The organism is Streptomyces himalayensis subsp. himalayensis, from assembly GCF_013778455.1.
In the GTDB taxonomy this organism is placed as follows: Bacteria; Actinomycetota; Actinomycetes; order Streptomycetales; family Streptomycetaceae; genus Streptomyces; species Streptomyces himalayensis.
Genome location: NZ_JACEHE010000025.1, coordinates 33,158 through 55,279, shown reverse-complemented (window position 1 = coordinate 55,279; position 22,122 = coordinate 33,158). Strand labels below are relative to the sequence as shown.

Below are 22,122 nucleotides of genomic sequence, written 5' to 3'. Positions count from 1 at the left end.
GCAGTCGCCGGGCCCCGCACCAAGCGGACCCGCCGAAGTCCGGCGCGGTACCCGGCGCCCCGAAGGGGCGCGGGGAACTGCGCGACCAGCCACAGACAGCCCGCAGCTTTCGTACCGCACTCTCAGCGGAGCGCTCGGCGGGCGAGCGCCGCACCCCCGCCGCCCGAAGCCGCGCGGCCCAACCCCGGAGGTATCCCCGACATGGCTGACAGCCTCACCCTCCCCCAGCCTCCGGCCGGGGGGACCCCCATCGTCCTGGTCATCGGCGGGGGCGCCTCAGGCAACGCCGTCACCATCCTGCTGCGCCGCGCCGGCATCGCCGTCGACCTGATCGAGGCCAAGCCCGACTGGAACGCCACCACCGGCTCCGGCATCACCCTCCAGGGCAACGCCCTGCGGGTCCTGCGCGAACTGGGCGTGTGGGAACAGGTGGAAGCCTCCGGATACCCCTTCGGCTCGCTGGGCGTAACCACCCCCGACGGCACCGTTCTGTTCGTCGCCGAGGACATCCAGACCGGCGGCGATGACCTGCCCGCCACCCTCGGCATGCAGCGCCCCCAACTGCAGCAGATCCTCATCGACGCGGTCCGCGCCTCCGGCGCCGGCGTTCGCCTGGGCACCACCGCCGAGGCGCTGGAACAGGACGCCGACGGCGTCTCGGTGCGCTTCAGCGACGGCAACGAAGGCCGCTACGACCTCGTGATCGCCGCCGACGGTCTCAACTCAGCCACCCGCGCCGCGATCGGCATCACCGACAAGCCCGAGCCCACCGGCATGGCCATCTGGCGCATCGCCGCCCCACGGCCCGAGAGCGTGACGCGCACCGACCTCGCCTACGGCGGCCCCGCCTACATCGCCGGCTACTGCCCCACCAGCGAGAACACCATCTACGCGTACGTCGTCGAAGGCTGCCGCGACCGCGCCTCCATCGACCCGGCCACCTACGCCGACGAGATGCGCCGCCTGGCGGGGGCCTACGGCGGGGTCTGGCCGGAGATCACCGAGCACATCACCGACCCGAAGAAGGTCAACTACACCTGGTTCGACCGCCTGCTGGTCGAGGGCTCCTGGCACCGGGGCCGGGTCGTGCTCATAGGCGACGCCGCCCACTGCTGCCCGCCCACCATGGCCCAGGGCGCGGCCATGTCCCTGGAGGACGCCTCCGTGCTCGCCGAGCTGCTCACCAGCGGACGGGACTGGGACGACGAGCTGCTCCAGGCCTACCACGGCCGCCGCATCCCCCGGGTGCGCACCGTCGTCGAGGCGTCCGTGCAGATCGGCCAGTGGCAGCTGGACGGCGTGCGCGACGCCGACATGGCCGGGCTGATCGGCCGCACCATGAACCTCCTCAAGGAGCGCCCGTGACCGCCGCCGCGGCCTCCGCGCCGACGATCGACGTCCACGCCCACCTCCTCCTGCCTGAGATCGAGGAGACCGTCGCCGGTCAGCCCGGCCTCGCCGAGGCCCGCAATCTCGACGCCCGCCGCAACGGCCCGGCGGCCCTCGCCGTGAACGGTCCCATGGTGGGCGCGCGGGTGCCGAAGCTGACGGACGTCGCCGTGCGCCTGGCGGCCATGGACGCGGCCGGTGTGGACGTGCAACTGGTGAGCCCCTCGCCGGGCCACTACCACTACTGGGCCGCACCCCAACTGGCCGAGCGGGTATGCCGGTTGGCTAACCAAGGGACCGCGGCGCACTGCGCGAAGGCCCCCGACCGGCTGCACGGCCTCGGCCTGGTCCCGCTCCAGCACCCCGACCTCGCGGTCGGGCTGCTCGACCACGCACTGGATCAGGGCTTGAGGGGCGTGGAGATCTCCTCGCACGCGCAGGGGCCGGGCGGGACACGGGACGTGGAGCTCTCCGACCCGCGGCTCGCGCCCTTCTGGGCGCGCGCGGAGGAGACCGGCGCCCTGGTCTTCCTGCACCCGTTCGGCTGCACGCTCGACGAGCGCCTGGACCAGTGGTACTTGTCCAACACGGTCGGCCAGCCCACCGAGAACGCCGTCGCCCTCTCCCACCTGATCTTCTCCGGCGTCTTGGACCGCCATCCGGGTCTGAAGCTGATCGCGGCGCACGGCGGCGGCTATCTGCCCACTCACATCGGCCGCTCCGACCACGCCTGGCGGGCCCGCCCCGACGCCCGGGACTGCGCCCGTGAGCCGAGCACCTACCTGAAGCAGCTGTACTTCGACTCCCTCGTCCACGACCCCCACGTACTGCGGGAGCTGCTCAGGGCCGCTGGTCCGCAACGGGTCCTGCTCGGCTCCGACTTCCCCTTCGACATGAGCACCGACGACCCGCTGGGCGCGCTGCGCGCCGCGGGCCTGCCCGACGCCGACTTCCACGCCGTGCGCGGCGCCAACGCCGCCGCCCTGCTCGACCTCGTCTGAGGAGGAATCCCCATGAGCAACCGCCTGCTCACCCACCTGCGGCACGTCGACCTCGCCGTGCCCGACTACGACAAGCAGCTCGACTTCTACGCCGGCGTCTGGGGCCTGACCAAGGTCGCCGAGGACTCCGGCATCTCCTTCCTCGCCGCCGAAGGCAGCCCAGAACAGTACGTCGTACGACTGCGCAAGGCCGACGAGAAGCGCCTCGACCTGGTCTCCTACGGGGCCGGGAGCGCGGCCGACGTGGACACCCTCGCCGAGCAACTCCTCGCCGGAGGCGTCCAGTTGATCTCCCAGCCCGGCAAGATCGACACCCCTGGCGGCGGCTACGGCTTCCGCTTCTTCGACGTCGACGGCCGCACCATCGAGGTCTCCGCCGACGTGGAGGCACGGCAGCACCGCCGCATCGAAGAGAAGGAGTCGATCCCGGTCCGCCTGTCGCACGTGGTCCTCAACTCCCCGGACCTGAACAAGACCCGCCAGTGGTACGAGCGCCACCTCGGCTTCCGCCTCTCCGACACCCTCAGCTCGCCGCACATGGGCGAGGTCATGCACTTCATGCGGATCAGCAACCAGCACCACTCCATGGCCATCGCGCAGTGCCCGCACACCTCACTGCACCACATCTCCTTCGAAATGCGCGGCCTGGACGAGTACATGCGCGGCTCCGGCCGCGTGATGCGGTCCGGGGCCCGCAAGATCTGGGGCCCGGGCCGGCACATGGCGGGCGACAACACCTTCACGTACTTCCTGGACCCGCACGGCAACACGGTCGAGTACACCACCGAGCTGGAGGAGCTGGACGAGGACACCTGGCACCCCCACGTCTACGACTTCTCCCAGCCCGAGGTCACCGACCAGTGGGGCACCGCGAACCCGATGAACGAACTGGTCGCCAAGGAGTCGTTCAACGACGTCGACCACGGCGTGTTCGTCGCCCCGCCGGTCTGATCCCGCTCAGCTCCGGGGGCGCGGCGACTCCCTGTCACTGCCCTGACTGCCCGCCGCGTCCCCGGGCGTCCGTGCCCGCCCGCCCCACGTCGACAGGACCTCTCCCATGCGTTTCGCCACGTACGAACACCGCAGCCGACACCATGTGGCCGTCGTCGAAGAGGATGGCACGCTCCGCCCCCTGCCCGGTGTCAGCTCCCTGACCGGACTGCTCGCCGAGGGAGGCGGCCTGCCCGAACTGCTCGACGCGGGCTCCGCGATGCTCGACGTCCCGGCCGGTCCCCATGTCTCCGAGGTACGGCTCCTGCCCCCGCTCCAGCCGCCCACCGTGCGGGACTTCGTCACCTTCGAGGAACACGTGGAGGGCGTACGGCGGTCGGTGGACGGGGCAGCCGGTGTGCCGGAGCGGTGGTACGCGGCCCCGACGTTCTACTTCACCAACCCCTACGCCGTGTACGGCCCGCACGACGACATCCCCATGCCCCCGGGGTCGATCGTGCTCGACTTCGAGCTCGAAGTCGCCGCCGTGATCGGCAAGGAGGGCCGCGACCTCACCCCGGAGCAGGCCCGCGACCACATCATCGGCTACACCGTCTTCAACGACTGGTCGGCCCGCGACCTGCAGTCCGCCGAGATGAAGGTCGGCCTCGGCCCCTGCAAGGGCAAGGACACCGCCACCACGCTGGGCCCGTACCTGGTCACCGCCGACGAGCTGGAGAAGTACCGCGACGCGGACGGCTTCCTGCGCCTGGCGCTGACGGCGGAGATCAACGGCGAGGTGGTCGGCAAGGACCTGCTGTCCAACATGAGCTGGACCTTCGAAGAGATGGTGGCCTACGCCTCGCGCGGAACGTGGGTGCGTCCAGGTGACGTGCTCGGTTCCGGGACGTGCGGCAACGGTGGCTGTCTCGCCGAACTGTGGGGCGTACGCGGCAGGCAGGACCCGGCGCCCCTGAAGCCCGGCGACACGGTCACGCTCACCGTGGAGGGCCTCGGCACGGTCTCCAACACAGTGGTCACCGGCGCCGATCCCGTCCCGCTCCCGGCCGCCCGCCGCCGTACCAGGGAGCGGCCGTGAGCGACGTGCATCCCAGGCGACTACTCGGCAAGGTCGTGGTCGTCACCGGCGCGGCCGGCGGCCAGGGCGCCGCGGAGGCCAAGGCACTGACCCGCGAGGGCGCCCGGGTGATCGCCACCGACGTGACGGAGACACCCGGCTGCCGCCGCCTCGACGTCACGAGCGAGAAGGACTGGGCGGAACTCGCCGCCGAACTGCGCGAGGCGTACGGGCAGGTGCACGGCCTGGTCAACAACGCGGGCGTCACCTGGCGCGCCCGTATCGACGACGTACGCCCCGAGGACATGGCCCGGGTCCACGCGGTCAACGTCACGGGTCCGCTCCTGGGCATCCAGAACCTGGTGCCGCTGATGCGCCCAGGAGCGTCGATCGTGAACGTCGGTTCGTCAGCGGCTCTGACCGCCCACTACCCAGTCGCGTACACAGCGAGCAAGTGGGCACTGCGCGGCCTGTCGAAGACCGCCGCCATGGAACTGGGTCCCCGCGGCATCCGCGTGAACACCATCCACCCCGGCTTCATCGAGACGGACATGACCGCCTCCGCCGCGCCCGCGTTCCGCGAGGCGAACCTCCGCGGGACACCGCTCGGCCGCACCGGGACCGTCGACGACATCACCCCGCTCGTGGTGTTCCTGTTGTCCGACGACGCGTCCTTCATCACCGGCGCCGAGATCCCGGTCGACGGCGGCCTCACCGCGCACGGCGGCGCCAAGCCGATCTCGGACGCCCTGCGCCCGAACGCCTGAACGCCTGAACCAGCAACAACGCACGACAGAAAGGCCCTCCCTCCATGGACAAGGTCTGCGCGAGCGCCGCGGAGGCGGTCGCGGACATCCCCGCCGGCGCGTCGCTGGCCGTCGGCGGCTTCGGCCTCAGCGGCATCCCGGACGTGCTCATCCAGGCCCTCCACGCCTGGGCACCGGCACAAGCCGGTACGGGCGGAAGTGACCGGATCGGGCGATCGGCGGTCAACATCAATTAACGCCGACTGTCCCGAAAGTCGCCGTTCACGGTTTGCTGCTTGCTTGAAGACCTCTGGTCAGGCGCGCGAGCGTCTCAGGCACCCTGCGCACGGTCATGCTCTGTTTCAGGAGTTCGAGGTCGGCGCCATGAGCGCCGAGGTGTGCCAGAAGCGGCTGGTACCGGTCGGGGCGATCACGGAGGAACTCGGTGGTCAGCCGGAGCTCCAGCCCCACGCAGTCGAGGCGGTGCCCGCCGGAGTCCACGGTAACGTAGTGCCGCCAAGGGCCGGGCCCCTGACACTCCCATCCATCCTCGTCGCACGGTACTTCCACCGTGCTGACTTCGAATCCAACGCCGTCCAGGCTGTAGCGGGCAAAGTACTGGCGGGCCGATGCGAGCCATTGCGGAGCGGTCACACACGGCAAGTCCGCCAGCGCTTCGGCAACGGCGTCGACGTCGCGGCGCCGGTCGACGAGGATGTCGACATCGCCCACCGGCAAGTCGACGCCCTGCAGGCAAGCCGCTGCCGTGCCGACGAGCCGGTACCGGAGCCCCGGAGCAACAGCCCGTATCAGGTCAAAGCAGGTGCGCAGCACCGCGTCCAGTTCGTGGCGGTCGCCCAGCGGCCGAGTTTCGATTCCATCCATGGTCGACAGGATGCCCGCCGGGTCTGACATTGCTCGATCTTGTCGTGGATCGCCGCCTACTGGCGCACCAACCTCACCCTGCGACAACTCACGCCGCTGTTCGGGGTGTCGAAGGCGGCTGCCGACCGCATCGTCGGCCACTCGGGCCCTCGCTCGCGTTCCAGCAACGCAAGCCGTTCCGCAAGGACACCGTGCTCATCGTGGACGGCATCTGGTCCCCACCGAACGACGGCTTTCCAACCCGCCAGGAGTGATGGGACACGGGAAGCCTGGCGCCCCGCGACCGATCCCCGGCCCGTGCTCGTGCACTGGGCCGGGGTGCAGTCGGGCCGCTTACCCGGTGGCGTTCAGGCGTGCCGTCGCGCGTAGGAGGGCCGGTGAGATGCGGCCGATGAGGCGTGCGGCCTTGGCCTCGAAGGTGACGGGCACGACCGGACGGCGGTGGAGTACGGCGTGGACGATCTGCTCGGCGACCTTTTCGGGCGGGTAGTTGCGCTTGGCGTACAGGCCGGAGAACTTGGCCTGTTTGGCGGCCTGTTGTTCGGGAGTCAGTCCGGAGAAGGTGGCGGTCCGGGTGATGTTGGTGTTGACGATGCCGGGGCAGATGGTGCTCACGCCGATGCCGGCGTCCACGAGTTCGGCGCGCAGGCAGTCCGACAGCATGGACACCGCCGCCTTGCTGGTGGCGTAGGCAGCCAGCACTTTGGAGGGCAGGTACGCGGCGGCGGAGGCGAGGTTGACGATGTGGCCGCCCTCGCCCCGCTCGGCCATGCGGGTACCGAAGGCGCGGCAACCGTGGATGACGCCCCAGAGGTTGACGTCGAGGACTCGCTGCCATTCCTTCTCGGTGGTCTCCAGGAAGGTTCCGGAGTGGCCGACCCCGGCGTTGTTCACGAGGATGTCGGGGACTCCGTGCCCGGCGGCGACCTCGGCTGCGAAGGCCTCCATGGCCGGCCCGTCGGAGACGTCGAGCCGGTAGGCGTGGGCGGCGGGGCCCAGCAGGCGGACGAGTTCGGCGGTGCGCTCGGCGGCATCCAGGTCGATGTCGCACACGACCACGTCCGCGCCACGTTCGGCGAAGGCGAGCGCGGTGGCTCGTCCGATGCCGCTGCCCGCTCCGGTGACGACGGCCAGCCGCCCGGCGAAGGGTCGGCCGCCGGCCTTGCCCGCGCGACGGGCGGTCTGCCGGATGCGGTGGGACCGGTCGAGGCCAGGAGGCGCGGCGGCACCCTCTGTGTGGGCGGCGAATTCACGGACCATGCGTGCCACGGTCGTTCCTTTCTCCAGCAGTGCCGACCAGTGGGTGGCGGGCAGGGTACGCAGCCACAGGTTCGGAGCCCACTGCTCCAGGCCCTCGGCCAGTGCGGGGCTGACGTAGTGGTCCTTGGTCAGGGTGACGAGTTGCACCGGAACCTCGGTCGGACGCTGCCGCGGGCGCAGCACTCTGGGCAGCATGTTGGCGCGGTACAGGCCGATGCCGCGCACCGCGTCGTCGCGGAGGGTCGGCTGCGGGTGGCCGGGCCGGGGCGTGACGTCCTCGATCCGGTGGAGTACCTGGTCCCAGCAGCGGGCGAGGCCGTGGCGCCAGACCGCGGGTGCGAGGAGTGGCAGGTGGAAGGCGGCGATGTACCAGGAGTGCGTACCCTGGGCGAGGAGTTGCCCGAGGTGCCTGGGGGTCGGGCGGGTGAGCCGGCGCCTGATCCAGTGCCCGACGTGGTCCAGGCAGGGGCCCGACATGGTGGTGTACGAGGCGATGCGGTCGGCCGCCCGGGGGTCGGTGACCGCTTCCCAGGACTGGATGGAGCCCCAGTCATGGGCGACGAGGTGAACGGGCCGATCCGGGCTGACCGCGTCGGCCACGGCGAACAGGTCGTCGGCGAGCTGCGGCAGTCGGTATCCGGCGCGCCGCGCGGGCGCTCCGGAGCGGCCGGCGCCGCGCACGTCGTAGCGGACGACGTGGTGGTCCTCGGCGAGTGCCGCACTGACGTCGTCCCACACACGGTGGGTGTCGGGATAACCGTGCACCAGCATCACGGTGGGCTTCGCGGGGTCGCCCTGCTCGTAGACGGCCAGGGCGACGCCACCGCAGATCACGGTGCGCCGGCGGGGCTCGGCTTCGGCGGGCGCCCTGGGGGTGGGGCCGCCGGCGGGTTCGGGAGTGGTGGTCATCGGGCCTGTTCCTTCGTCCAGCGGTGTACGTGGGGCAGGTCGTCGTCGAGCCAGTAGGCGTCGTCCTCGGTGACCACGAGGAGTTCCTCGAACTTCAGCCCCACGTCGTGGAATCCGACGTGCGGTTCGACGGCCCATAGTCCGGGGGTGGGGGCGTGCCGGGAGGAGCGGCCGTCGGCCCACAGGGGGGAGCGGCCGTGGAGGCGTTCGCTGATCAGCTCGCGGCCGAGGGTCTGCAGGGTGCGTACTCCGAAGCCGAAGACGGTGACCCCGGCCGGGCCCCGCGCCTTCATCCGGGTGACCTGGTGTCCGATGACCCTGCCCGGGTACACCTTGTGCCGGTTGTCGTAGCCGTGGTGGGCGATCAGGGCGTCGACCGCCTGGTAGATCTCGTTGAGCGGCTTGCGCGCCCGGACCTCCCGCAGGATCAGCTCCCGGTATTCACACAGGTCGAGGGCGATGCGGTCCCACACCGGGTTCTCTCCGACCTTGCCCGCGTAGCCGATGTCGGCGGTGTATCCGTCGACCACCGGGGCGCAGTCGAGGATGAAGGGCATGCCCTCCTCCAGGCGCCGGCGGCCGGCGAAGAACTGGATCGGGGTCTTGAAGTGCCGGAACGCGGTACGGTCGCCGAACCAGGCGAAAGGGACGTGGAAGAAGTCCTCCACGCCTTCCCGCGTCAGCTCGCGGCGCAGTCGGGCGGCGGCCTGTCTTTCGGTCACGCCCGGCTCCAGCCAGTCGGCGACCCGTCCGGCGCACCGGTAGGCCAGTTGCTGGAGCTCGCGGAAGCGGTCGAGGTCGGCGTCGTCGAACGGGAAGGCACGGGCGGCTCGGCGCCTCCCGCTCGAGGGCTGGATCGGTGTGGTGGTCATGGGAGGCTCATTTCCAGGTCGTCGGAGCTGCCGTGGAACGGGCGGGTTCCGTTGGCCGGACGGGTTGCTGTGACGAGACGGGTTCCGTGGTGCGGCCGAATCTCACAGGTCGAGGACGAGGCGCTCGCCCTCGGGTCCGCGGGAGACACAGACAAGCATCTCGCCGGCGGCCCGCTCCTCATCGGTGAGCCTGCGATCGCGGTGCTCGACGCTGCCGCTGACCACACGCTGGCGGCACACACCGCAGAAGCCCTGCCGGCACGAGTACGGCAGCGCCGGGAGGTTCTCGCGCAGCACGTCGAGCGCTGAGCGGTCTGCCGGTACGGGCAGCACCCGCTGGCTGCGTTTCAGCTCGACATCGAACGGCTTGCCGTCGGTGATCGGTGGCGGCGCGAACCGTTCGAAGTGCAGGCCGGAGAGCCTGCCGGGGCCCAGCCGGTCGAACGCCGCGCGGATGCCGTCGAGCATCGGGGCCGGGCCGCAGCAGTACACGGCGGCGCCGGCCGGCGCCCGGCGCAGCAGCTCGCCGCAGTCCGGCACGCCGTGCTCGTCGTCAGTGAGGATCTCCACCCGGGACGAGTCGAGGCGTGCCAGCTCCGTGGCGAGGGGCAGGGACGTCCTGGTGCGGCCGGTGTGGATGAGCCGCCAGTCCAGGCGTCGTTGGGCGGCCTCGCGGGCCATGGGCAGGATCGGGGTGATGCCGATGCCGCCCGCGATGAGCAGAACGGCCGGGTCGCCGGCGAAGGGGAAGGCGTTGCGCGGTCCGGTGACGGTGACGCTGCTGCCCGGGATGAGGGAGTCGTGGACCTCGACGGATCCGCCCCCACCGCCGTCGAGGCGGCGTACGGCGATGCGGTAGCCGTACCGGTCGGCGGGGTCCCCGCACAGCGAGTACTGCCGTCTGCGCCCCGACGGCAGGTGGAGGTCTATGTGGCTGCCGGCCTGCCACCGTGGCAGCCGCCCTCCGTCCCCGGCGGTGAGCCGCAGTGAGACGACGTCGCCGCTGTCCGTCGTCCGTTCGGCCACGACGAGGCGGAGGGTGCCGCCCGCCGGGCCGGTGGGACGGCGATCGCCGGAGCGTCGCTCGGCCGTCCTCGCGACGAGGGGTATGTAGGTGTCGCTGAAGGCGGTGAGGGCCCGCATCAGGCGGTCGCCGCGGTCACGGCCGTACAAGTCCGGCGGTGGTGCGGGGTACGTGGCGCTCGCATCCATGGATGGTCGTTGGTCCTTTGCGGCTCGGTTCGCTGTCCTTCGGGATCAGCGGATCAGTGGGCGGCGGCGCGAGCGGCCGGAGAAGAGCCGAGATAGGCGATCGCCTGCCGGGTCGATCCCTCCTGACTGGGGTGATAACCGCGGCGCAGGTAGCGCACCGCGGAGCAGGCCGTCTTCCCCAGCTCAGGCAGCAGTCCGCGGCGCGACGCCGCCATGTATGCGCGCCAGCCGGCCTTGACCGCGCCGCTCAACTCAGGGTCGGCGGCCATCAGAAAACGGGCGCCGCGGATCCACAGCCAGTACAGCACCGGCCCGGCGACGGCCATGGCCCGGATTCGCCGTGCGTAGCCGGGGTCGAGGTGGGTGAGCAGGTCGTAGGCGACACTGCGGTGTTCGACCTCCTCCGCGCCGTGCCAGCGCAGCAGGTCGAGCATCACGGGGTCGACGCCCGCCCGGTCCAGGCCGTCGGCGTTGAGTACCCAGTCCCCGAGGAATGCGGTGAAGTGCTCGATCGCCGCGATCAGCGCGACCCGCTCGATGACGTGTTCCCGCTGCTGAGACGGCGTCAGGCACTCGCGATCGCCCAGCACCCGGTGGAAGAGCCACTCCATGTGCCGGACGTACGGGGTGGGGTCGAGCCCCTTGGACAGGAAGTGGTCGAGCACACCCTGGTGCGCTTCGGCGTGGACGGCCTCCTGTCCGACGAAGCCGATTACGTCCTCCCGTAGCCGCTCGTCGGTGATCATCGGCAGGGCCTGCTTGAACGTGCGCACGAACCACCGCTCGCCCTCAGGCAGCAGCATGTGCAGCACATTGATCACATGACTGGCCAGCGGCTCGCCCGGAATCCAGTGCAAAGGGAGCCGCGCCCAGTCGAACTCCACGTCCCGCGGTTGCAGGACCAGATGGTCGTGCTCGTCCTCACGCGGGGTCGGAGGAGTGGGGATTCGTGCTGACTTCTTGAGCATGGTAGGCCTCTCGGTCGCACACGGGGGCGGTGGCGGGCAGCGCTTCAGCAGCCGGGCGCGGGACGGGAGTTGCGGCGCACCTGTGACCCCTATGACGCCTGCCGCACCCCGGACCGCAGGGCCGCTATTGAGTGTTACTCAACAGTAGAGCTTGTTGACTTGAAGTCAATAGGATGTGCACATGGCACGCTCCGACTCGTCCGCACGACGGCTTCCCCCCGATGACCGCCGGCAGCAGATCCTCGCCACGGCCCGACGTCTGCTGGACACCCGGACCATCGACGACATCTCGGTCGAAGCCGTGGCCGAAGAGGCCGGGGTCTCCCCCGGGCTGCTCTTCCACTACTTCGGCTCGCAGCGCAAGTTCCGCCATGCGATCGTCCAGATGGCGGCGGAGGAGCTTCTCGGCAAGCTCGCACCGGACCCCGTGCTCAGCCCCGCGGAGCAACTGCGCTCCGGCATCGAGACCTTCGTCTCCTACGTCGCCCGCCACCCGGTCATGTACCTCGCCGTGGTCCGCTTCTCCAAGAGCGGCAACGACCTGGGCACCCTGCACCGCACCGTGCGCGCCACCCTCGCGGAATGGATCCTCACCGGGCTCGCAGGGGCAGGGATGCCCACGACACCGGCCGTGACCCTTTCCGTCAGCGGCTGGCTGGCCTTCATGGAAGAGGCCGTACTCAGCTGGCTCGACCAGCCCCGAATGACCCGTACGGAACTGGTCGGCCTGTGCGAACGCGCCGTCTACCAGCTCCTGGCCGGCGCCGTGAACGACCCACAGCACTGGGACGAGATCAGGACCGCCATCGAGCAGCGTCAATGACCAGTCACCTTCTGGGCGTGAAAACGGCCGGGCTTGTGTACGTCGCCGGTCACGCCTCGTCGCGCTCCCGACCCCCTACGGCAGGACGGTCACGGGTCGCACCCAGCCCTACCCCTCAGCTCAGGGGGAGGCGCCGGCACCCTCGCCGCGGCACAGGCCGCCTGCCACAGGTTCACCGCCTCCACCCCGGTGCCCGGCAAGCTCGCGAGCCTTGCTGAAGGCGGGAAGGATGGACGTAACCACTGACCCCCAGACGCCCAGCACGCTCAGCACGCTCAGCGAGCGGCCGGGCCGGAAGGACCGGCATGAGACAGCGCAGACTGGTCACCTTGAGCGCGGCGCTGTGCACAGCCGCATCACTGGGTGCGGCTGTGCCACAGGTCGCCGCAGCCATCCCCAGCGAGTGTTCCTACGTCTCGTCGACGTATCGGCCGACCCTTACGCAGGGTCACATCAGCACAGCGGTCAAGCAGGCACAATGCCTGAGCAACATGTGGGGAGGCCAGCCGCCCAAGCTCACCCTCGACGGGGTCTTCGACTCCGTGATGCTGAAGAAGGTCAAGTGGATCCAGGGCTGCCACGGCCTGCCCGAGAGCGGCGTCATCGATCCGAACACCTGGCGGGTGCTCTATCACCCGGCCCTGGACTGCTACCTTCCCTACCCGCCCTGAGCAGCGGGTCCGTTCCCAAGCAGGAACATCGCGGATCCGGTGGACGCACTGCGGCCGGTCCAGTCAGGCTTCAACCTGCGAGATCTGCGCCTGCCGCCAGGCGATATACGTCGGCCTGTCCACGCCGGTCCAGCGCCCACTGGTCATGGGTGGCCTTGGTGATACTGCCCGCCCAGCGCGATGACGACCGACCGGTCAACTCCCGCTTGCGCACCGCCCACGCGGCGGCATCGCGTTCCAGGCCCTGCCGACAGCGGTCGGCGAGATCGCCGGCGGCCAGCGAGCCGAGAAATCCGCCGACCTCACGCAGCACGTACACGGGCAGCAGTCCCAACCCCTCGTAGCGTTTCGCCAAGCAACGCACCAAAGGTCCGGACGCGGGCGAAGACCCGAATCTTCGCGGCGACTTGGAAGACATGGCCACTCCTTGGCTGCCGCCGCGACCTACAAGATCCCCGCATCGCTCCCGTCCCGTCATCCGCCGGACGCTGCACCACTCTTGACGGGGCGCCGAGCAGGTCCATAGGTTCGGCAGACCCGCCCACTGAACCTGGTTCACGAACATGAACCGGACCGACTTCCCTTCTGAAACGTTACAAACCCCCTGCTCGCACAGCCCTGTGTCCCCCCATGCACCCGCCCCAGGGAGACCCCCACCGTATGAGCCTCGCCGAACTGCAACATCTGACTGCCGACAGGCGCGGGAAACCACGCCTCCGCAGCGAAGAACGCAAGGAGCAACGCAAGCTCCGACGGGTTTCCGAGCGCGACAACAAGGCCGCCGCGATCTTCCTCCTGCCCTGGCTCATCGGGCTGGCCGGGCTGACCGTCGGACCGATGCTGGTCTCGCTCTACCTGGCCTTCACCGACTACAACCTGCTCCAGGACGCCAACTTCACGGGCTTCGACAACATCGTGAAGATGATCAACGACGAGCGGCTGCACCAGTCCCTCGGGGTCACCTTCGCCTACGTCCTGATCGGCGTACCGCTCCAGCTCGTGGTCGCCCTGGTGCTCGCGATGCTCCTCGACCGCGGGATGCGCGGCCTGTCGTTCTACCGCTCGGCCCTCTATCTGCCGTCCCTGCTCGGCGGCAGCGTCGCCATCGCCGTCCTGTGGCGCGTCATCTTCGGCGACGACGGTCTGTTCAACGGGCTGCTCGCGTTCTTCGGCGTCACCGGCCAGAACTGGATCTCCAATCCGGACACCGCGCTCAGCACCATCATCCTGCTGCACATCTGGCAGTTCGGGTCTCCGATGGTGATCTTCCTGGCCGGCCTGCGGCAGATACCCCGCCAGTACTACGAGGCCGCGTCCATCGACGGGGCGAGCGCCTGGCGGCAGTTCCGCTCGGTGACGCTGCCGCTCCTGAGCCCGATCGTCTTCTTCAACCTGGTGCTCGGGATCATCAACGCCTTCCAGTCGTTCACGCAGGCGTTCATCGTCTCCGGCGGCACCGGCGGGCCCGCCGACTCGACGCTCTTCTACACGCTCTACCTCTACCAGGAAGGCTTCGGTTCCTTCCTGATGGGTTACGCCTCCTCGCTGGCCTGGCTGCTCCTGGTCATCATCGGGGCCTTCACCGCCGTCAACTTCTGGGCCGCAAAGTACTGGGTGTTCTATGACGACTGAAACGGCCGACCAGCCGTCCCTGTCCCCCGCACCGGCCCCGGCATCGTCCCGCACGGCGCCCCCGGTGACCGGGAAGCCCGCCCGCACCTCCCTCGCCCGGGCCGGGAAACACGTCCTCATGGTCGCGATGGTGGTGATCGCGCTCTATCCCGTGGTGTGGATGGCCGTCAGCTCGCTGCGGCCCGAAGGCCGGATATTCACGGACACCGGCATCTTGCTCGACACTTTCAACCCGGAGAACTACACCAACGGCTGGAACGCGCTCTCCCACCCCTTCGGCACCTATCTGCTCAACTCCGCGATCGTCACGCTCGGCTCGATCATCGGCAATCTGGTGAGCTGCTCGATGGCGGCGTACGCCTTCGCGCGCCTCTCGTTCCGCTTCCGCCGTACGACCTTCGCGATCATGCTGATGTCGATCATGCTGCCGATCCATGTCGTGATCGTCCCGCAGTACGTGATCTTCGCTCAGCTCGGCTGGATCAACACCTTCCTGCCGCTGATCGTGCCGAAGTTCCTCGCCGTGGACGGGTTCTTCGTCTTCCTGATGGTGCAGTTCATCCGGGGTCTGCCGCGTGAGCTGGACGAGGCCGCGCGAATCGACGGCGCGGGCCACGCGCGAATCTTCCTGCAGATCATCCTGCCGCTGATGAAGCCCGCCCTGGCCACCGCCGCGATCTTCACGTTCATCTGGACCTGGGGCGACTTCTTCACCCAGCTGGTGTTCGTGACCGACCCGGCGCTGTACACCGTCCCGGTCGCGCTGCGTTCCTTCGTCGACGCCCAGTCCCAGTCCTCGTACGGCGCGATGTTCGCGATGAACGTGGTGTCGCTGCTGCCGGTGCTGCTCGCCTTCGCCGTCGGCCAGCGCTACCTGATCCGCGGTATCGCCACCACCGGCATGAAGTGAGGCCCGAAGACATGCCACAGCACACCTCACCGTCCCGTCCGTCCGAGCCGTCCAAGGCGTCCGGTCCGTCCAAGGTGTCCGGCCCGTCCCGCCGTACGACGGTCCGGGCGCTGGCCGCACTGGCCGGCGGGACCGCGCTCACCGCCGCCACGACGAGCTGCGCCGTCGGCGGGCCGACCGGTCCCGACCGGCTCTCCGACGGGCCGGTCACCCTGCGCATGACCTGGTGGGGCGGAGACGCCCGGCACCAGGCCACCCACAAGGCGATCGCGCTGTTCGAGAAGAAGTACCCGAGGATCACGGTCGAGGCGGAGTTCGCCGACTGGAACGGCTACTGGGACCGGCTCGCCACCTCCGCCGCGGGCGGCAACGCCCCCGACGTCATCCAGAACGACATCGCCTACCTCGCCTCGTACGCGGAGCGCGGCGGCCTGTTCGACCTCGGCCGGTCGAAGCACTTCGACGCCTCCCTGTTCACCGAGGAGACCCTGGACACCGGACGGCACAACGGCGGTCTGTACGGTGTCCCCGCCTCGGTCACCTCCATGGCCATGCTCGTCAACCGCACCCTCGTCGACGAGCTCGGCCTGCGGCTGCCCGACACCCGCTCCTGGACCTGGGACGACCTGGAGAAGTTCAGCCGCGAGGTGACCCGCGCCTCCGGCGGCAAGGTGCACGGTTCGATCCCGCTCGGCGGCCCCGGCATCCCGATCCTGTGGGCACGCCAGCACCGGCAGGAACTCTTCGGCCGGGACGCGAGCGTCGCGGTGGACCCGGACGTCCTCGGCGGCCTGTGGGAGATGACCCGGGACTGGTCGGACAACGGGGCGGCGCCCGGTGCCGGCGTCATCGTCGACAGCCAGGTGCTGCCCCTGGACCAGTCGCCGATCGCCACCGGCAAGGTCGTGATCTCGCCGGCCTGGTGCAACCAGCTCATCGCGTACAAGGCCGCGGCCGGTGGTGACGAGCTCGAGCTCGTGGACCTGCCCAGGCAGCCCGGCAGTCCACGCCGCCACCAGTTCGTGAAGCCCGGCATGTACTGGTCGATCTCATCCCAGACCCAGCACCCGGCCGAGGCCGCGCTCCTGGTCAACTTCCTGGTCGGCGACGAACAGTGCACCAAGGTGCTCGGCGCGGAGCGCGGCATCCCGGCCGCCACCCGCACCCGCGAGAACATCGCGCCTTCCCTCGCCCCCGACGACACCGCCGCCCTGCGCTACGTCGAACGCATGGAGAAGAATCTGGCCGGTGCCCCGCTGCCCCTCTTCCCCAACGGCGCGAGCGCGGTCGAGGACATCCTGCAGCGCTACGTGGAGGAGGTGCTCTTCGGCCGGAGCAGCGGACCGGAGGCCGGCGCGGGCTTCGTGGACGAGCTCAGCGGACTGATCGAGTCGGCCTCGTAGAGACCACACGACGCCGCACCACGTACAGACGCCGCACCACATACCTACGGAAACATCGATCCGGAGGAATTTTGCCCACCCTCACCACCCCCCGCCGGTACGCCGTGTACGGCACCGGCCACCGCGCACGGATGTACGTCCACGCGCTGCTCGACACCTACGCGTCCGACGCCGTCCCGGTCGCCTGGTGCGACACCAACGAGGCCCGGATGCGCCACTACGACACCCTGGTCGCTGACGCCGGGCACCGGCCCCGCCACTACCACCCGGACGACCTGGAGCGGATGCTCGCCGAGGAGAGGGTGGACGTCCTGGTCGTCTGCTCCCCCGACCGTACGCACGCCGACGCCGTGTCCACGGCGCTGCGGGCGGGCGTCGACGTCGTCTGTGAGAAGCCGCTGACGGTGGACGAGGACGGGCTGCGGGCGATCCAGGCCGCGGTCGACGCGTCCACCGCACGTCTCACCGTGACGTTCAACTACCGCTACTCGCCGAGGAATTCGGCCCTGCGGCAGGTGATCGCGGACGGCACGGTCGGCAAGGTGCTCTCCGTACATTTCGAGTGGCTGCTCGACACCGTGCACGGCGCGGACTACTTCCGCCGCTGGCACCGCGACAAGACCGTCTCGGGCGGACTCGCCGTACACAAGGCGACCCACCACTTCGACCTGGTCAACTGGTGGCTGGACGACATACCCGAGACGGTCTTCGCTCTCGGCGGCCTCCGCTTCTACGGCGACACGGGCGCGGGGCGGCCGCCGGGCGAGCGGCCCTCGCTCGGCCGTGACTCCGCGGCCGAGGACCCGTTCGGCTTCGACATGGCCACGGACCCGCATCTGCGCGCCCTCTACCTCGACGCCGAGCACGTGGACGGATATCTGCGCGACCGCGACGTCTTCGACCCGGGCATCACCACCGAGGACACCCTGAACGTCCTGGTCGGCTACCGGGGCGGCGCGTCCATGTCGTACGCGCTGACCGCGCACAGCCCATGGGAGGGCTACCGGGTGTGCGTCAACGGCTCGGAGGGCCGGGCCGAACTGGAGGTCGTCGAGCGGGCCCATGTCACGGCGGGCGACACGGCCCGCACTCTGCACTCCAAGCACGCACCCGTACGCCCGGCGGTCGACCCGAGCGCCACGCCCGAAGCCGCCGGGCCAGGCGCCGGCGAGGGCGGCGCGGTCCGGGTCAACGGCACCCGGCTGGTGGTGCAGCGGCACTGGGAGGAGGCCCAGGAGGTCGAGGTCAAGGAGGGCGAGGGCGGCCACGGCGGCGGCGACGCACTCCTTCTCCACGACGTCTTCGTCGGCTCCGGAGACGACCCTCTGCGCCGCCGCGCGGGCTACCCGGACGGACTCCGCAGCGTCGCGGTCGGCATCGGCATCAACCGCAGCCTGGCCACGGGCGCTCCGGTGCACCTGACGGACCTGGGACTGCGGCTGTCCTGAGCTCCGTGGAGGCCGGGGCGCGCGGACGTGCCCCGGCCTCGCCGCGACGACCGCACGGAGCGACTGCGGAGCTACGGAGATCCTCAGGGATCCTCAGGAGTAGAAGGCGGGCCGGTCCTTCATTCCGACCGTGACGATCCGGCCGCACTCGAGGGCTTCGACCGTCGCATCTTTGACGCCCCGTGGCGGTGGACCCTGTGAACGACAGGGGCACCCACCAGTAGTCCCGGGCGAGGGCACTGCCGGCGACCGGACCGTGGCCGGGCAACACCGTCAGCACCCCATCCGGCAGACCCGCTCCAGCGGCGAGACCTGCCATGTCCGAGCGCGGGGTCGCCTCGGTCGGCTTGAGCAGCAGGAAGTTGCCCGCAGCGAGCGGGTCCGACCGTCTAGGCGGCCAATCGCCAGCGGGTAGTTCCACGGCAGGATGCCCGCGCCCGGAGGGTGCCGTGGCGCTCATGACCGCTCACACGTAGGTCGGGGGCGCTGCGGTCGAATCTCTGACGATGAGCTTTGTGGCGAGCTCGGTCCGTTTGGCGTCGAAGGGTTCGCCGTCGATCTGCCGGAGCAGGGAGTCCAGCGCGGTTCGGGCTATCGCGTTCAGGGGCTGGTTGACGGTCGTCAGCCGGGGGACGGACTCCTCGGCCGGGTAGGACCCGTCGAACCCGACGACGCTGAGGTCCCAGGGGATGGTGAGGCCGCGACGGCGTGCCTCGGCGAGGATGCCGGAGGCGATGAGGTCGTTGGCCGCGAAGACCGCTGTGGGGGGAGCGCTGAGGGAGAGCAGGGCGGTGAGGCCACGGACTCCGTGTTCGGCCAGGAATTGGCCGTGGATGATGTACGGCTCGTCGGCAGGGATGCCGGCGGCCATGAGGGCCGCCATATAGCCGTGCAGGCGGGCGAGGTTGCAGTCGAGGGTCACGGCACCGCCGACGAACGCGATGCGGCGGTGGCCGAGTTCGATGAGGTGTTCGGTCGCCGACTTGCCGCCGGCCCAGTCGGTCGCCCCGACGCTCACCACGTTCGACGGTGTGTTGTGCGGGTCGATGACCACCACGGGGATCTTCCGGCGGAGGAATGCGTTGAGTTGTGAGTCCCGTGCGGTGGCGGCGACCACGAGGAGACCCCGGCGCCCCTCCTCGACCATGCGCCGAGCCCGGCCTTCCGCTGTCGGACGCCGGGCGGACAACCCACTCGTCTTGCTCACGACCGTCTCGATGCCGAGCTCGGCTGCATAGTCGAGCAGTCCGCCAAGGACCTCGGTCATGTAGCCGGCGCCGAGCGAGCCGATCAAAATCTCGATCACCGGGGGGCCGTTGCCGACGGCTCCCGCTGCTCGGCGTTGCCGGGGAGACTCGTATCCGGCCTCTTCGAGCGCCCTGACCACCCGGGCTCTGGTCTCCGCAGACACGTCGGTCCGGCCGTTGAGCACCTTCGACACCGTCGGCGCCGACACGCCTGCTCGCCTGGCCACGACCGCGAGGGTCGGCTTGGGTGTCTTCTGCACCGCATCACGCATGAGCCGCCTCCCCACAGGACGAAATAATTTCGAGCCTGTTCAGCCTGGCGGCCATCGGGCGCCGAGTCAAGCAGCGTCTCTGATCAGCGAAAAGAACGAATTCCGCCCCGGGTATCACCGCCCGATCCAGCGACTTGTCGGGCGATTGCCGAGATCGGGCATCCTTGACGCCGCCTGAGCTGCTTCTTATGGTCACTCCGGTTTCGGGTTCTCCCGAAATTATTTCGAAGCCCGGCGGGGGAACCGCGTCCGGGATTGTTCGCCCAACGATCACCTGGAGTGGAGAAGGCATGGAGATGCTCGCGTCGCGCCGCTCCTCCTCCGCAGGCAGAGGTTTCGCTTCCGCGCCCTCGCCGACTGTTGAGCGGCGCCGCACGATTCCACCGAAGGAGAACGTTCGCCAATGCACCGCAGACAAGCCCTTGTCGTGCGCGGCGGCTGGGACGGCCATCAACCGGTCGAGGCGACCGAGTTGTTCATTCCCCATCTGCAGAACCACGGGTACGAGGTACGCGTCGAGGAGTCTCCTCGGGTCTACGCGGACGCCTCTTTCATGGCCCGCGTAGACCTGGTCGTGCAGTGCATGACCATGTCGTCCATCGAGGAAGCGGAGGTGCAGGGCCTGCGCGCCGCGGTCGAGGCAGGCACCGGCCTCGCCGGATGGCACGGCGGCATAGCCGACTCCTACCGCAACAGCTCCGACTACCTCCACCTGATCGGCGGTCAGTTCGCGTGCCATCCCGGGGTGCGTCCTGCGGAACGCACCGGCGAGCAGTCCGACAACTACGTCCCCTACACCGTCAACATGCTGCCGGCGGCCGCTGACCATCCCATCACCCGCGGCATCGGCGACTTCGAACTCGTCACCGAGCAGTACTGGGTGCTCTGTGACGACTACATCGATGTGCTGGCCACGACCACGCAGAAAGTACGGGACTGGGACCCGTGGCACCGGCCAGTCGTGTCCCCCGCCATCTGGACCAGGCAGTGGGGCCAGGGCCGGGTGTTCGTCGCCACTCCCGGTCACCACATGCCGGTGCTGAAGGACCCCAATGTGAGGACCATCATCGAAAGAGGACTGCTGTGGGCAAGCCGCTGAACATCGGCATGATCGGCTGCGGTGTCATCAGCGGCCAGTATCTTGCGAGTTTCGACAGGCTGGAGGCGGTCAACCTGGTCGCCGTCGCCGACCTCGCCCCCGACCGCGCCGCGGCAGCCGCCGAGGGCCGCACCGGCGTGAGAGCCTGCACGGTCACAGAGCTGCTGTCCGCCGCCGATGTGGAACTGCTGGTCAATCTGACCGTCCCCGACGCACACGCGGAGATAGCCCTTCAGGCGATCGCGGCCGGGAAGAGCGTCTACGGGGAGAAGCCGCTCGCCGCGACCACCGCCCAGGCGCGAGCCGTTCTCCAAGCAGCGGCGAAGGCGGGGGTCACCGTCGGCTGCGCTCCCGACACGGTCCTGGGAACCGGCGTCCAGACCGCTCGTGCAGCGATCGACGCAGGGCTGATCGGCGCACCCATCGCAGCGACAGCCACCATGGTCGTCCCCGGCCACGAACTGTGGCACCCCAACCCGGACTTCTACTACAGACCCGGCGGAGGCCCCCTGCTGGACATGGGCCCCTACTACGTGTCCGCCCTGGTCACGCTACTCGGCCCGGTCACCTCGGTGCTCGGGACCGCCAGCCGCACCCGGCCCACCAGGGTCATCGCGTCCGGCCCACGCAACGGGGAAGTGATACCGGTCAGCACCGACACCCACGTCACCGGCATCCTCACGCATGCGTCCGGGGTGCTGTCCACCCTCCTCATGAGCTTCGACGCCGTCGCCACGAAGTCGGCGAACATCGAGATCCACGGCGAAGCCGGCAGCCTCGCGGTCCCGGACCCGAACCACTTCGACGGAGAGGTGCAGCTGCGCCGCCTCCACAGCGACGCATGGGAAACCCTGCCCGTGTCCGCGGGGTACCGCGACGCCGGCCGGGGGTACGGAGTCGCGGACCTGGCGTTGACACCGCCCGGTGAGGAACCGAGAGCCGGGGGCGCCCTCGCGTATCACGTGCTGGACATCCTGGAATCCGTCCTCACCTCCGCCGTCGACGACCGAAGAGTGCGCGTGACGAGCAGGGCAGAGCGACCCGCCCCCGTTCGCCTCCAGTCGCTCGACCGTGAACCGCCTCCGTGAGGTGTGCTGCGGTCGGCAGCCGAGCAGTCACGGCGAGACTTGGCCGTACTCGCCGTCGGTGCGGGAGGGCGCGAGGAAGCCGCGGGCCCCAATAGGGGTTCCTCGCGTTGGTCCGCCAGTTCTCCAACTGCCCGAGGATCAGGTCGAAGTAGGAAGCGTGCATGTTCCCGGATTCCGAAGTGGGCAATGCGCTGAACCCGTACGCCGGAACGCGAGATCGCAGTCAGGCGTACGGGTTCTTTGATGGATAGAGCTAGTTGCTGTCGGCAGGTGGTTGGT

The 22,122-nt window shown here is 69.7% G+C and carries 20 protein-coding genes and 3 pseudogenes; 15 read left to right on the top strand and 8 right to left on the bottom strand.

Features of this window, described 5'->3' with window-relative positions; translation table 11 throughout:
- The first annotated feature begins 201 nt into the window (after positions 1–201).
- The 6 genes and pseudogenes from H1D24_RS31310 to H1D24_RS31285 all read left to right on the top strand — a co-directional run.
- Positions 202–1,365, top strand: a complete 1,164-nt coding sequence (locus tag H1D24_RS31310) for an FAD-dependent oxidoreductase (RefSeq protein ID WP_181661094.1) — start codon at positions 202–204, stop codon at positions 1,363–1,365.
- Positions 1,362–2,390 carry an amidohydrolase family protein gene (locus H1D24_RS31305; RefSeq protein WP_181661093.1) on the top strand — a complete coding sequence of 343 codons (1,029 nt, stop codon included), beginning with the start codon at positions 1,362–1,364 and terminating at the stop codon, positions 2,388–2,390. Before H1D24_RS31310 ends, H1D24_RS31305 begins: the two co-directional genes overlap by 4 nt.
- Positions 2,391–2,402: 12 nt before the next feature.
- On the top strand, positions 2,403–3,341 hold the full coding sequence (locus H1D24_RS31300; RefSeq protein ID WP_181661092.1) for a VOC family protein: 939 nt from the start codon (positions 2,403–2,405) through the stop codon (positions 3,339–3,341).
- Between the two features lie 106 nt (positions 3,342–3,447).
- A complete protein-coding gene (locus tag H1D24_RS31295) occupies positions 3,448–4,419 on the top strand; it encodes a fumarylacetoacetate hydrolase family protein (RefSeq protein ID WP_181661091.1) in 972 nt (323 codons plus the stop codon).
- Positions 4,416–5,165 carry an SDR family NAD(P)-dependent oxidoreductase gene (locus H1D24_RS31290; protein WP_181661090.1) on the top strand — a complete coding sequence of 250 codons (750 nt, stop codon included), beginning with the start codon at positions 4,416–4,418 and terminating at the stop codon, positions 5,163–5,165. The genes H1D24_RS31295 and H1D24_RS31290 overlap by 4 nt, the downstream gene beginning before the upstream one ends.
- A 44-nt stretch (positions 5,166–5,209) precedes the next feature.
- Positions 5,210–5,362 (top strand): annotated as a pseudogene (locus tag H1D24_RS31285) (CoA-transferase); the annotation flags it as partial.
- A gap of 64 nt (positions 5,363–5,426) precedes the next feature.
- Here H1D24_RS31285 and H1D24_RS31280 read toward each other — a convergent pair.
- Positions 5,427–6,059 (bottom strand): hypothetical protein, encoded by a 633-nt coding sequence (locus H1D24_RS31280; protein WP_181661089.1) that lies wholly within the window; start codon positions 6,057–6,059, stop codon positions 5,427–5,429.
- Positions 6,060–6,077: 18 nt separating this feature from the next.
- Here H1D24_RS31280 and H1D24_RS31275 point away from each other — a divergent pair.
- A pseudogene (locus H1D24_RS31275) lies at positions 6,078–6,259 on the top strand (transposase family protein); the annotation flags it as partial.
- A 103-nt stretch (positions 6,260–6,362) separates the two neighbouring features.
- Here H1D24_RS31275 and H1D24_RS31270 read toward each other — a convergent pair.
- The 4 genes from H1D24_RS31270 to H1D24_RS31255 all read right to left on the bottom strand — a co-directional run bounded on the left by H1D24_RS31270 (position 6,363) and on the right by H1D24_RS31255 (position 11,250).
- Positions 6,363–8,198, bottom strand: coding sequence for an SDR family oxidoreductase (locus tag H1D24_RS31270; RefSeq protein WP_181661088.1), 1,836 nt, complete (start codon positions 8,196–8,198; stop codon positions 6,363–6,365).
- Positions 8,195–9,070, bottom strand: coding sequence for a M24 family metallopeptidase (locus H1D24_RS31265; protein WP_181661087.1), 876 nt, complete (start codon positions 9,068–9,070; stop codon positions 8,195–8,197). Before H1D24_RS31265 ends, H1D24_RS31270 begins: the two co-directional genes overlap by 4 nt.
- Positions 9,071–9,172: 102 nt before the next feature.
- Positions 9,173–10,282 (bottom strand): PDR/VanB family oxidoreductase, encoded by a 1,110-nt coding sequence (locus H1D24_RS31260; protein WP_181661086.1) that lies wholly within the window; start codon positions 10,280–10,282, stop codon positions 9,173–9,175.
- 53 nt (positions 10,283–10,335) lie between these two features.
- The gene (locus tag H1D24_RS31255; protein WP_181661085.1) at positions 10,336–11,250 is read right to left on the bottom strand and encodes a metal-dependent hydrolase; all 915 of its coding nucleotides are present in this window, start codon (positions 11,248–11,250) and stop codon (positions 10,336–10,338) included.
- Positions 11,251–11,431: 181 nt separating this feature from the next.
- Between H1D24_RS31255 and H1D24_RS31250 the strand changes: the two genes are divergently transcribed.
- Together H1D24_RS31250 and H1D24_RS31245 are read left to right on the top strand one after the other, a co-directional pair.
- Positions 11,432–12,073 carry a TetR/AcrR family transcriptional regulator gene (locus H1D24_RS31250; RefSeq protein WP_181661084.1) on the top strand — a complete coding sequence of 214 codons (642 nt, stop codon included), beginning with the start codon at positions 11,432–11,434 and terminating at the stop codon, positions 12,071–12,073.
- Positions 12,074–12,378: 305 nt separating this feature from the next.
- Complete coding sequence (locus H1D24_RS31245) at positions 12,379–12,744, top strand: peptidoglycan-binding domain-containing protein (RefSeq protein ID WP_181661083.1); 366 nt, start codon at positions 12,379–12,381, stop codon at positions 12,742–12,744.
- A 112-nt stretch (positions 12,745–12,856) separates the two neighbouring features.
- On the opposite strand, the pseudogene H1D24_RS31240 reads toward H1D24_RS31245, so the two are convergent.
- Positions 12,857–13,162, bottom strand: a pseudogene (locus H1D24_RS31240) (hypothetical protein); the annotation flags it as partial.
- A 242-nt stretch (positions 13,163–13,404) separates the two neighbouring features.
- Between H1D24_RS31240 and H1D24_RS31235 the strand changes: the two are divergent.
- The 4 genes from H1D24_RS31235 (at position 13,405) to H1D24_RS31220 (ending at position 18,137) form a co-directional block, all read left to right on the top strand.
- The gene (locus tag H1D24_RS31235; protein WP_181661082.1) at positions 13,405–14,376 is read left to right on the top strand and encodes a carbohydrate ABC transporter permease; all 972 of its coding nucleotides are present in this window, start codon (positions 13,405–13,407) and stop codon (positions 14,374–14,376) included.
- On the top strand, positions 14,366–15,286 hold the full coding sequence (locus H1D24_RS31230; RefSeq protein ID WP_181661081.1) for a carbohydrate ABC transporter permease: 921 nt from the start codon (positions 14,366–14,368) through the stop codon (positions 15,284–15,286). Before H1D24_RS31235 ends, H1D24_RS31230 begins: the two co-directional genes overlap by 11 nt.
- A gap of 11 nt (positions 15,287–15,297) precedes the next feature.
- A complete protein-coding gene (locus H1D24_RS31225; RefSeq protein ID WP_181661080.1) occupies positions 15,298–16,689 on the top strand; it encodes an ABC transporter substrate-binding protein in 1,392 nt (463 codons plus the stop codon).
- Between the two features lie 71 nt (positions 16,690–16,760).
- Entirely contained in the window at positions 16,761–18,137 is a 1,377-nt protein-coding gene (locus H1D24_RS31220) for a Gfo/Idh/MocA family protein (protein ID WP_258564439.1), read from the top strand.
- On the opposite strand, the gene H1D24_RS31215 is transcribed toward H1D24_RS31220, so the two are convergent.
- Positions 18,073–18,456: an aldehyde dehydrogenase family protein gene (locus tag H1D24_RS31215; RefSeq protein ID WP_258564443.1), complete on the bottom strand. Its 384-nt coding sequence runs from the start codon at positions 18,454–18,456 to the stop codon at positions 18,073–18,075. The two genes, H1D24_RS31220 and H1D24_RS31215, sit on opposite strands and share 65 nt — an antisense overlap.
- 147 nt (positions 18,457–18,603) lie before the next feature.
- Entirely contained in the window at positions 18,604–19,656 is a 1,053-nt protein-coding gene (locus H1D24_RS31210) for a LacI family DNA-binding transcriptional regulator (RefSeq protein ID WP_181661079.1), read from the bottom strand.
- 403 nt (positions 19,657–20,059) lie between these two features.
- On the opposite strand from H1D24_RS31210, the gene H1D24_RS31205 reads away from it, so the two are divergent.
- On the top strand, positions 20,060–20,755 hold the full coding sequence (locus tag H1D24_RS31205; protein ID WP_181661078.1) for a ThuA domain-containing protein: 696 nt from the start codon (positions 20,060–20,062) through the stop codon (positions 20,753–20,755).
- Positions 20,740–21,843, top strand: a complete 1,104-nt coding sequence (locus tag H1D24_RS31200; RefSeq protein ID WP_374064452.1) for a Gfo/Idh/MocA family protein — start codon at positions 20,740–20,742, stop codon at positions 21,841–21,843. Before H1D24_RS31205 ends, H1D24_RS31200 begins: the two co-directional genes overlap by 16 nt.
- Positions 21,844–22,122: the final 279 nt, after the last annotated feature.

Coding starts and splice junctions, on each gene's coding strand:
- H1D24_RS31295 (WP_181661091.1), top strand. CDS start 3,448: ATGCGTTTCGCCACGTACGAACACCGCAGCCGACACCATGTGGCCGTC.
- H1D24_RS31265 (WP_181661087.1), bottom strand. CDS start 9,070: ATGACCACCACACCGATCCAGCCCTCGAGCGGGAGGCGCCGAGCCGCC.
- H1D24_RS31210 (WP_181661079.1), bottom strand. CDS start 19,656: ATGCGTGATGCGGTGCAGAAGACACCCAAGCCGACCCTCGCGGTCGTG.
- H1D24_RS31255 (WP_181661085.1), bottom strand. CDS start 11,250: ATGCTCAAGAAGTCAGCACGAATCCCCACTCCTCCGACCCCGCGTGAG.
- H1D24_RS31230 (WP_181661081.1), top strand. CDS start 14,366: ATGACGACTGAAACGGCCGACCAGCCGTCCCTGTCCCCCGCACCGGCC.
- H1D24_RS31270 (WP_181661088.1), bottom strand. CDS start 8,198: ATGACCACCACTCCCGAACCCGCCGGCGGCCCCACCCCCAGGGCGCCC.
- H1D24_RS31215 (WP_258564443.1), bottom strand. CDS start 18,456: ATGGCAGGTCTCGCCGCTGGAGCGGGTCTGCCGGATGGGGTGCTGACG.
- H1D24_RS31300 (WP_181661092.1), top strand. CDS start 2,403: ATGAGCAACCGCCTGCTCACCCACCTGCGGCACGTCGACCTCGCCGTG.
- H1D24_RS31260 (WP_181661086.1), bottom strand. CDS start 10,282: ATGGATGCGAGCGCCACGTACCCCGCACCACCGCCGGACTTGTACGGC.
- H1D24_RS31280 (WP_181661089.1), bottom strand. CDS start 6,059: ATGTCAGACCCGGCGGGCATCCTGTCGACCATGGATGGAATCGAAACT.
- H1D24_RS31205 (WP_181661078.1), top strand. CDS start 20,060: ATGCACCGCAGACAAGCCCTTGTCGTGCGCGGCGGCTGGGACGGCCAT.
- H1D24_RS31245 (WP_181661083.1), top strand. CDS start 12,379: ATGAGACAGCGCAGACTGGTCACCTTGAGCGCGGCGCTGTGCACAGCC.
- H1D24_RS31310 (WP_181661094.1), top strand. CDS start 202: ATGGCTGACAGCCTCACCCTCCCCCAGCCTCCGGCCGGGGGGACCCCC.
- H1D24_RS31250 (WP_181661084.1), top strand. CDS start 11,432: ATGGCACGCTCCGACTCGTCCGCACGACGGCTTCCCCCCGATGACCGC.
- H1D24_RS31225 (WP_181661080.1), top strand. CDS start 15,298: ATGCCACAGCACACCTCACCGTCCCGTCCGTCCGAGCCGTCCAAGGCG.
- H1D24_RS31235 (WP_181661082.1), top strand. CDS start 13,405: ATGAGCCTCGCCGAACTGCAACATCTGACTGCCGACAGGCGCGGGAAA.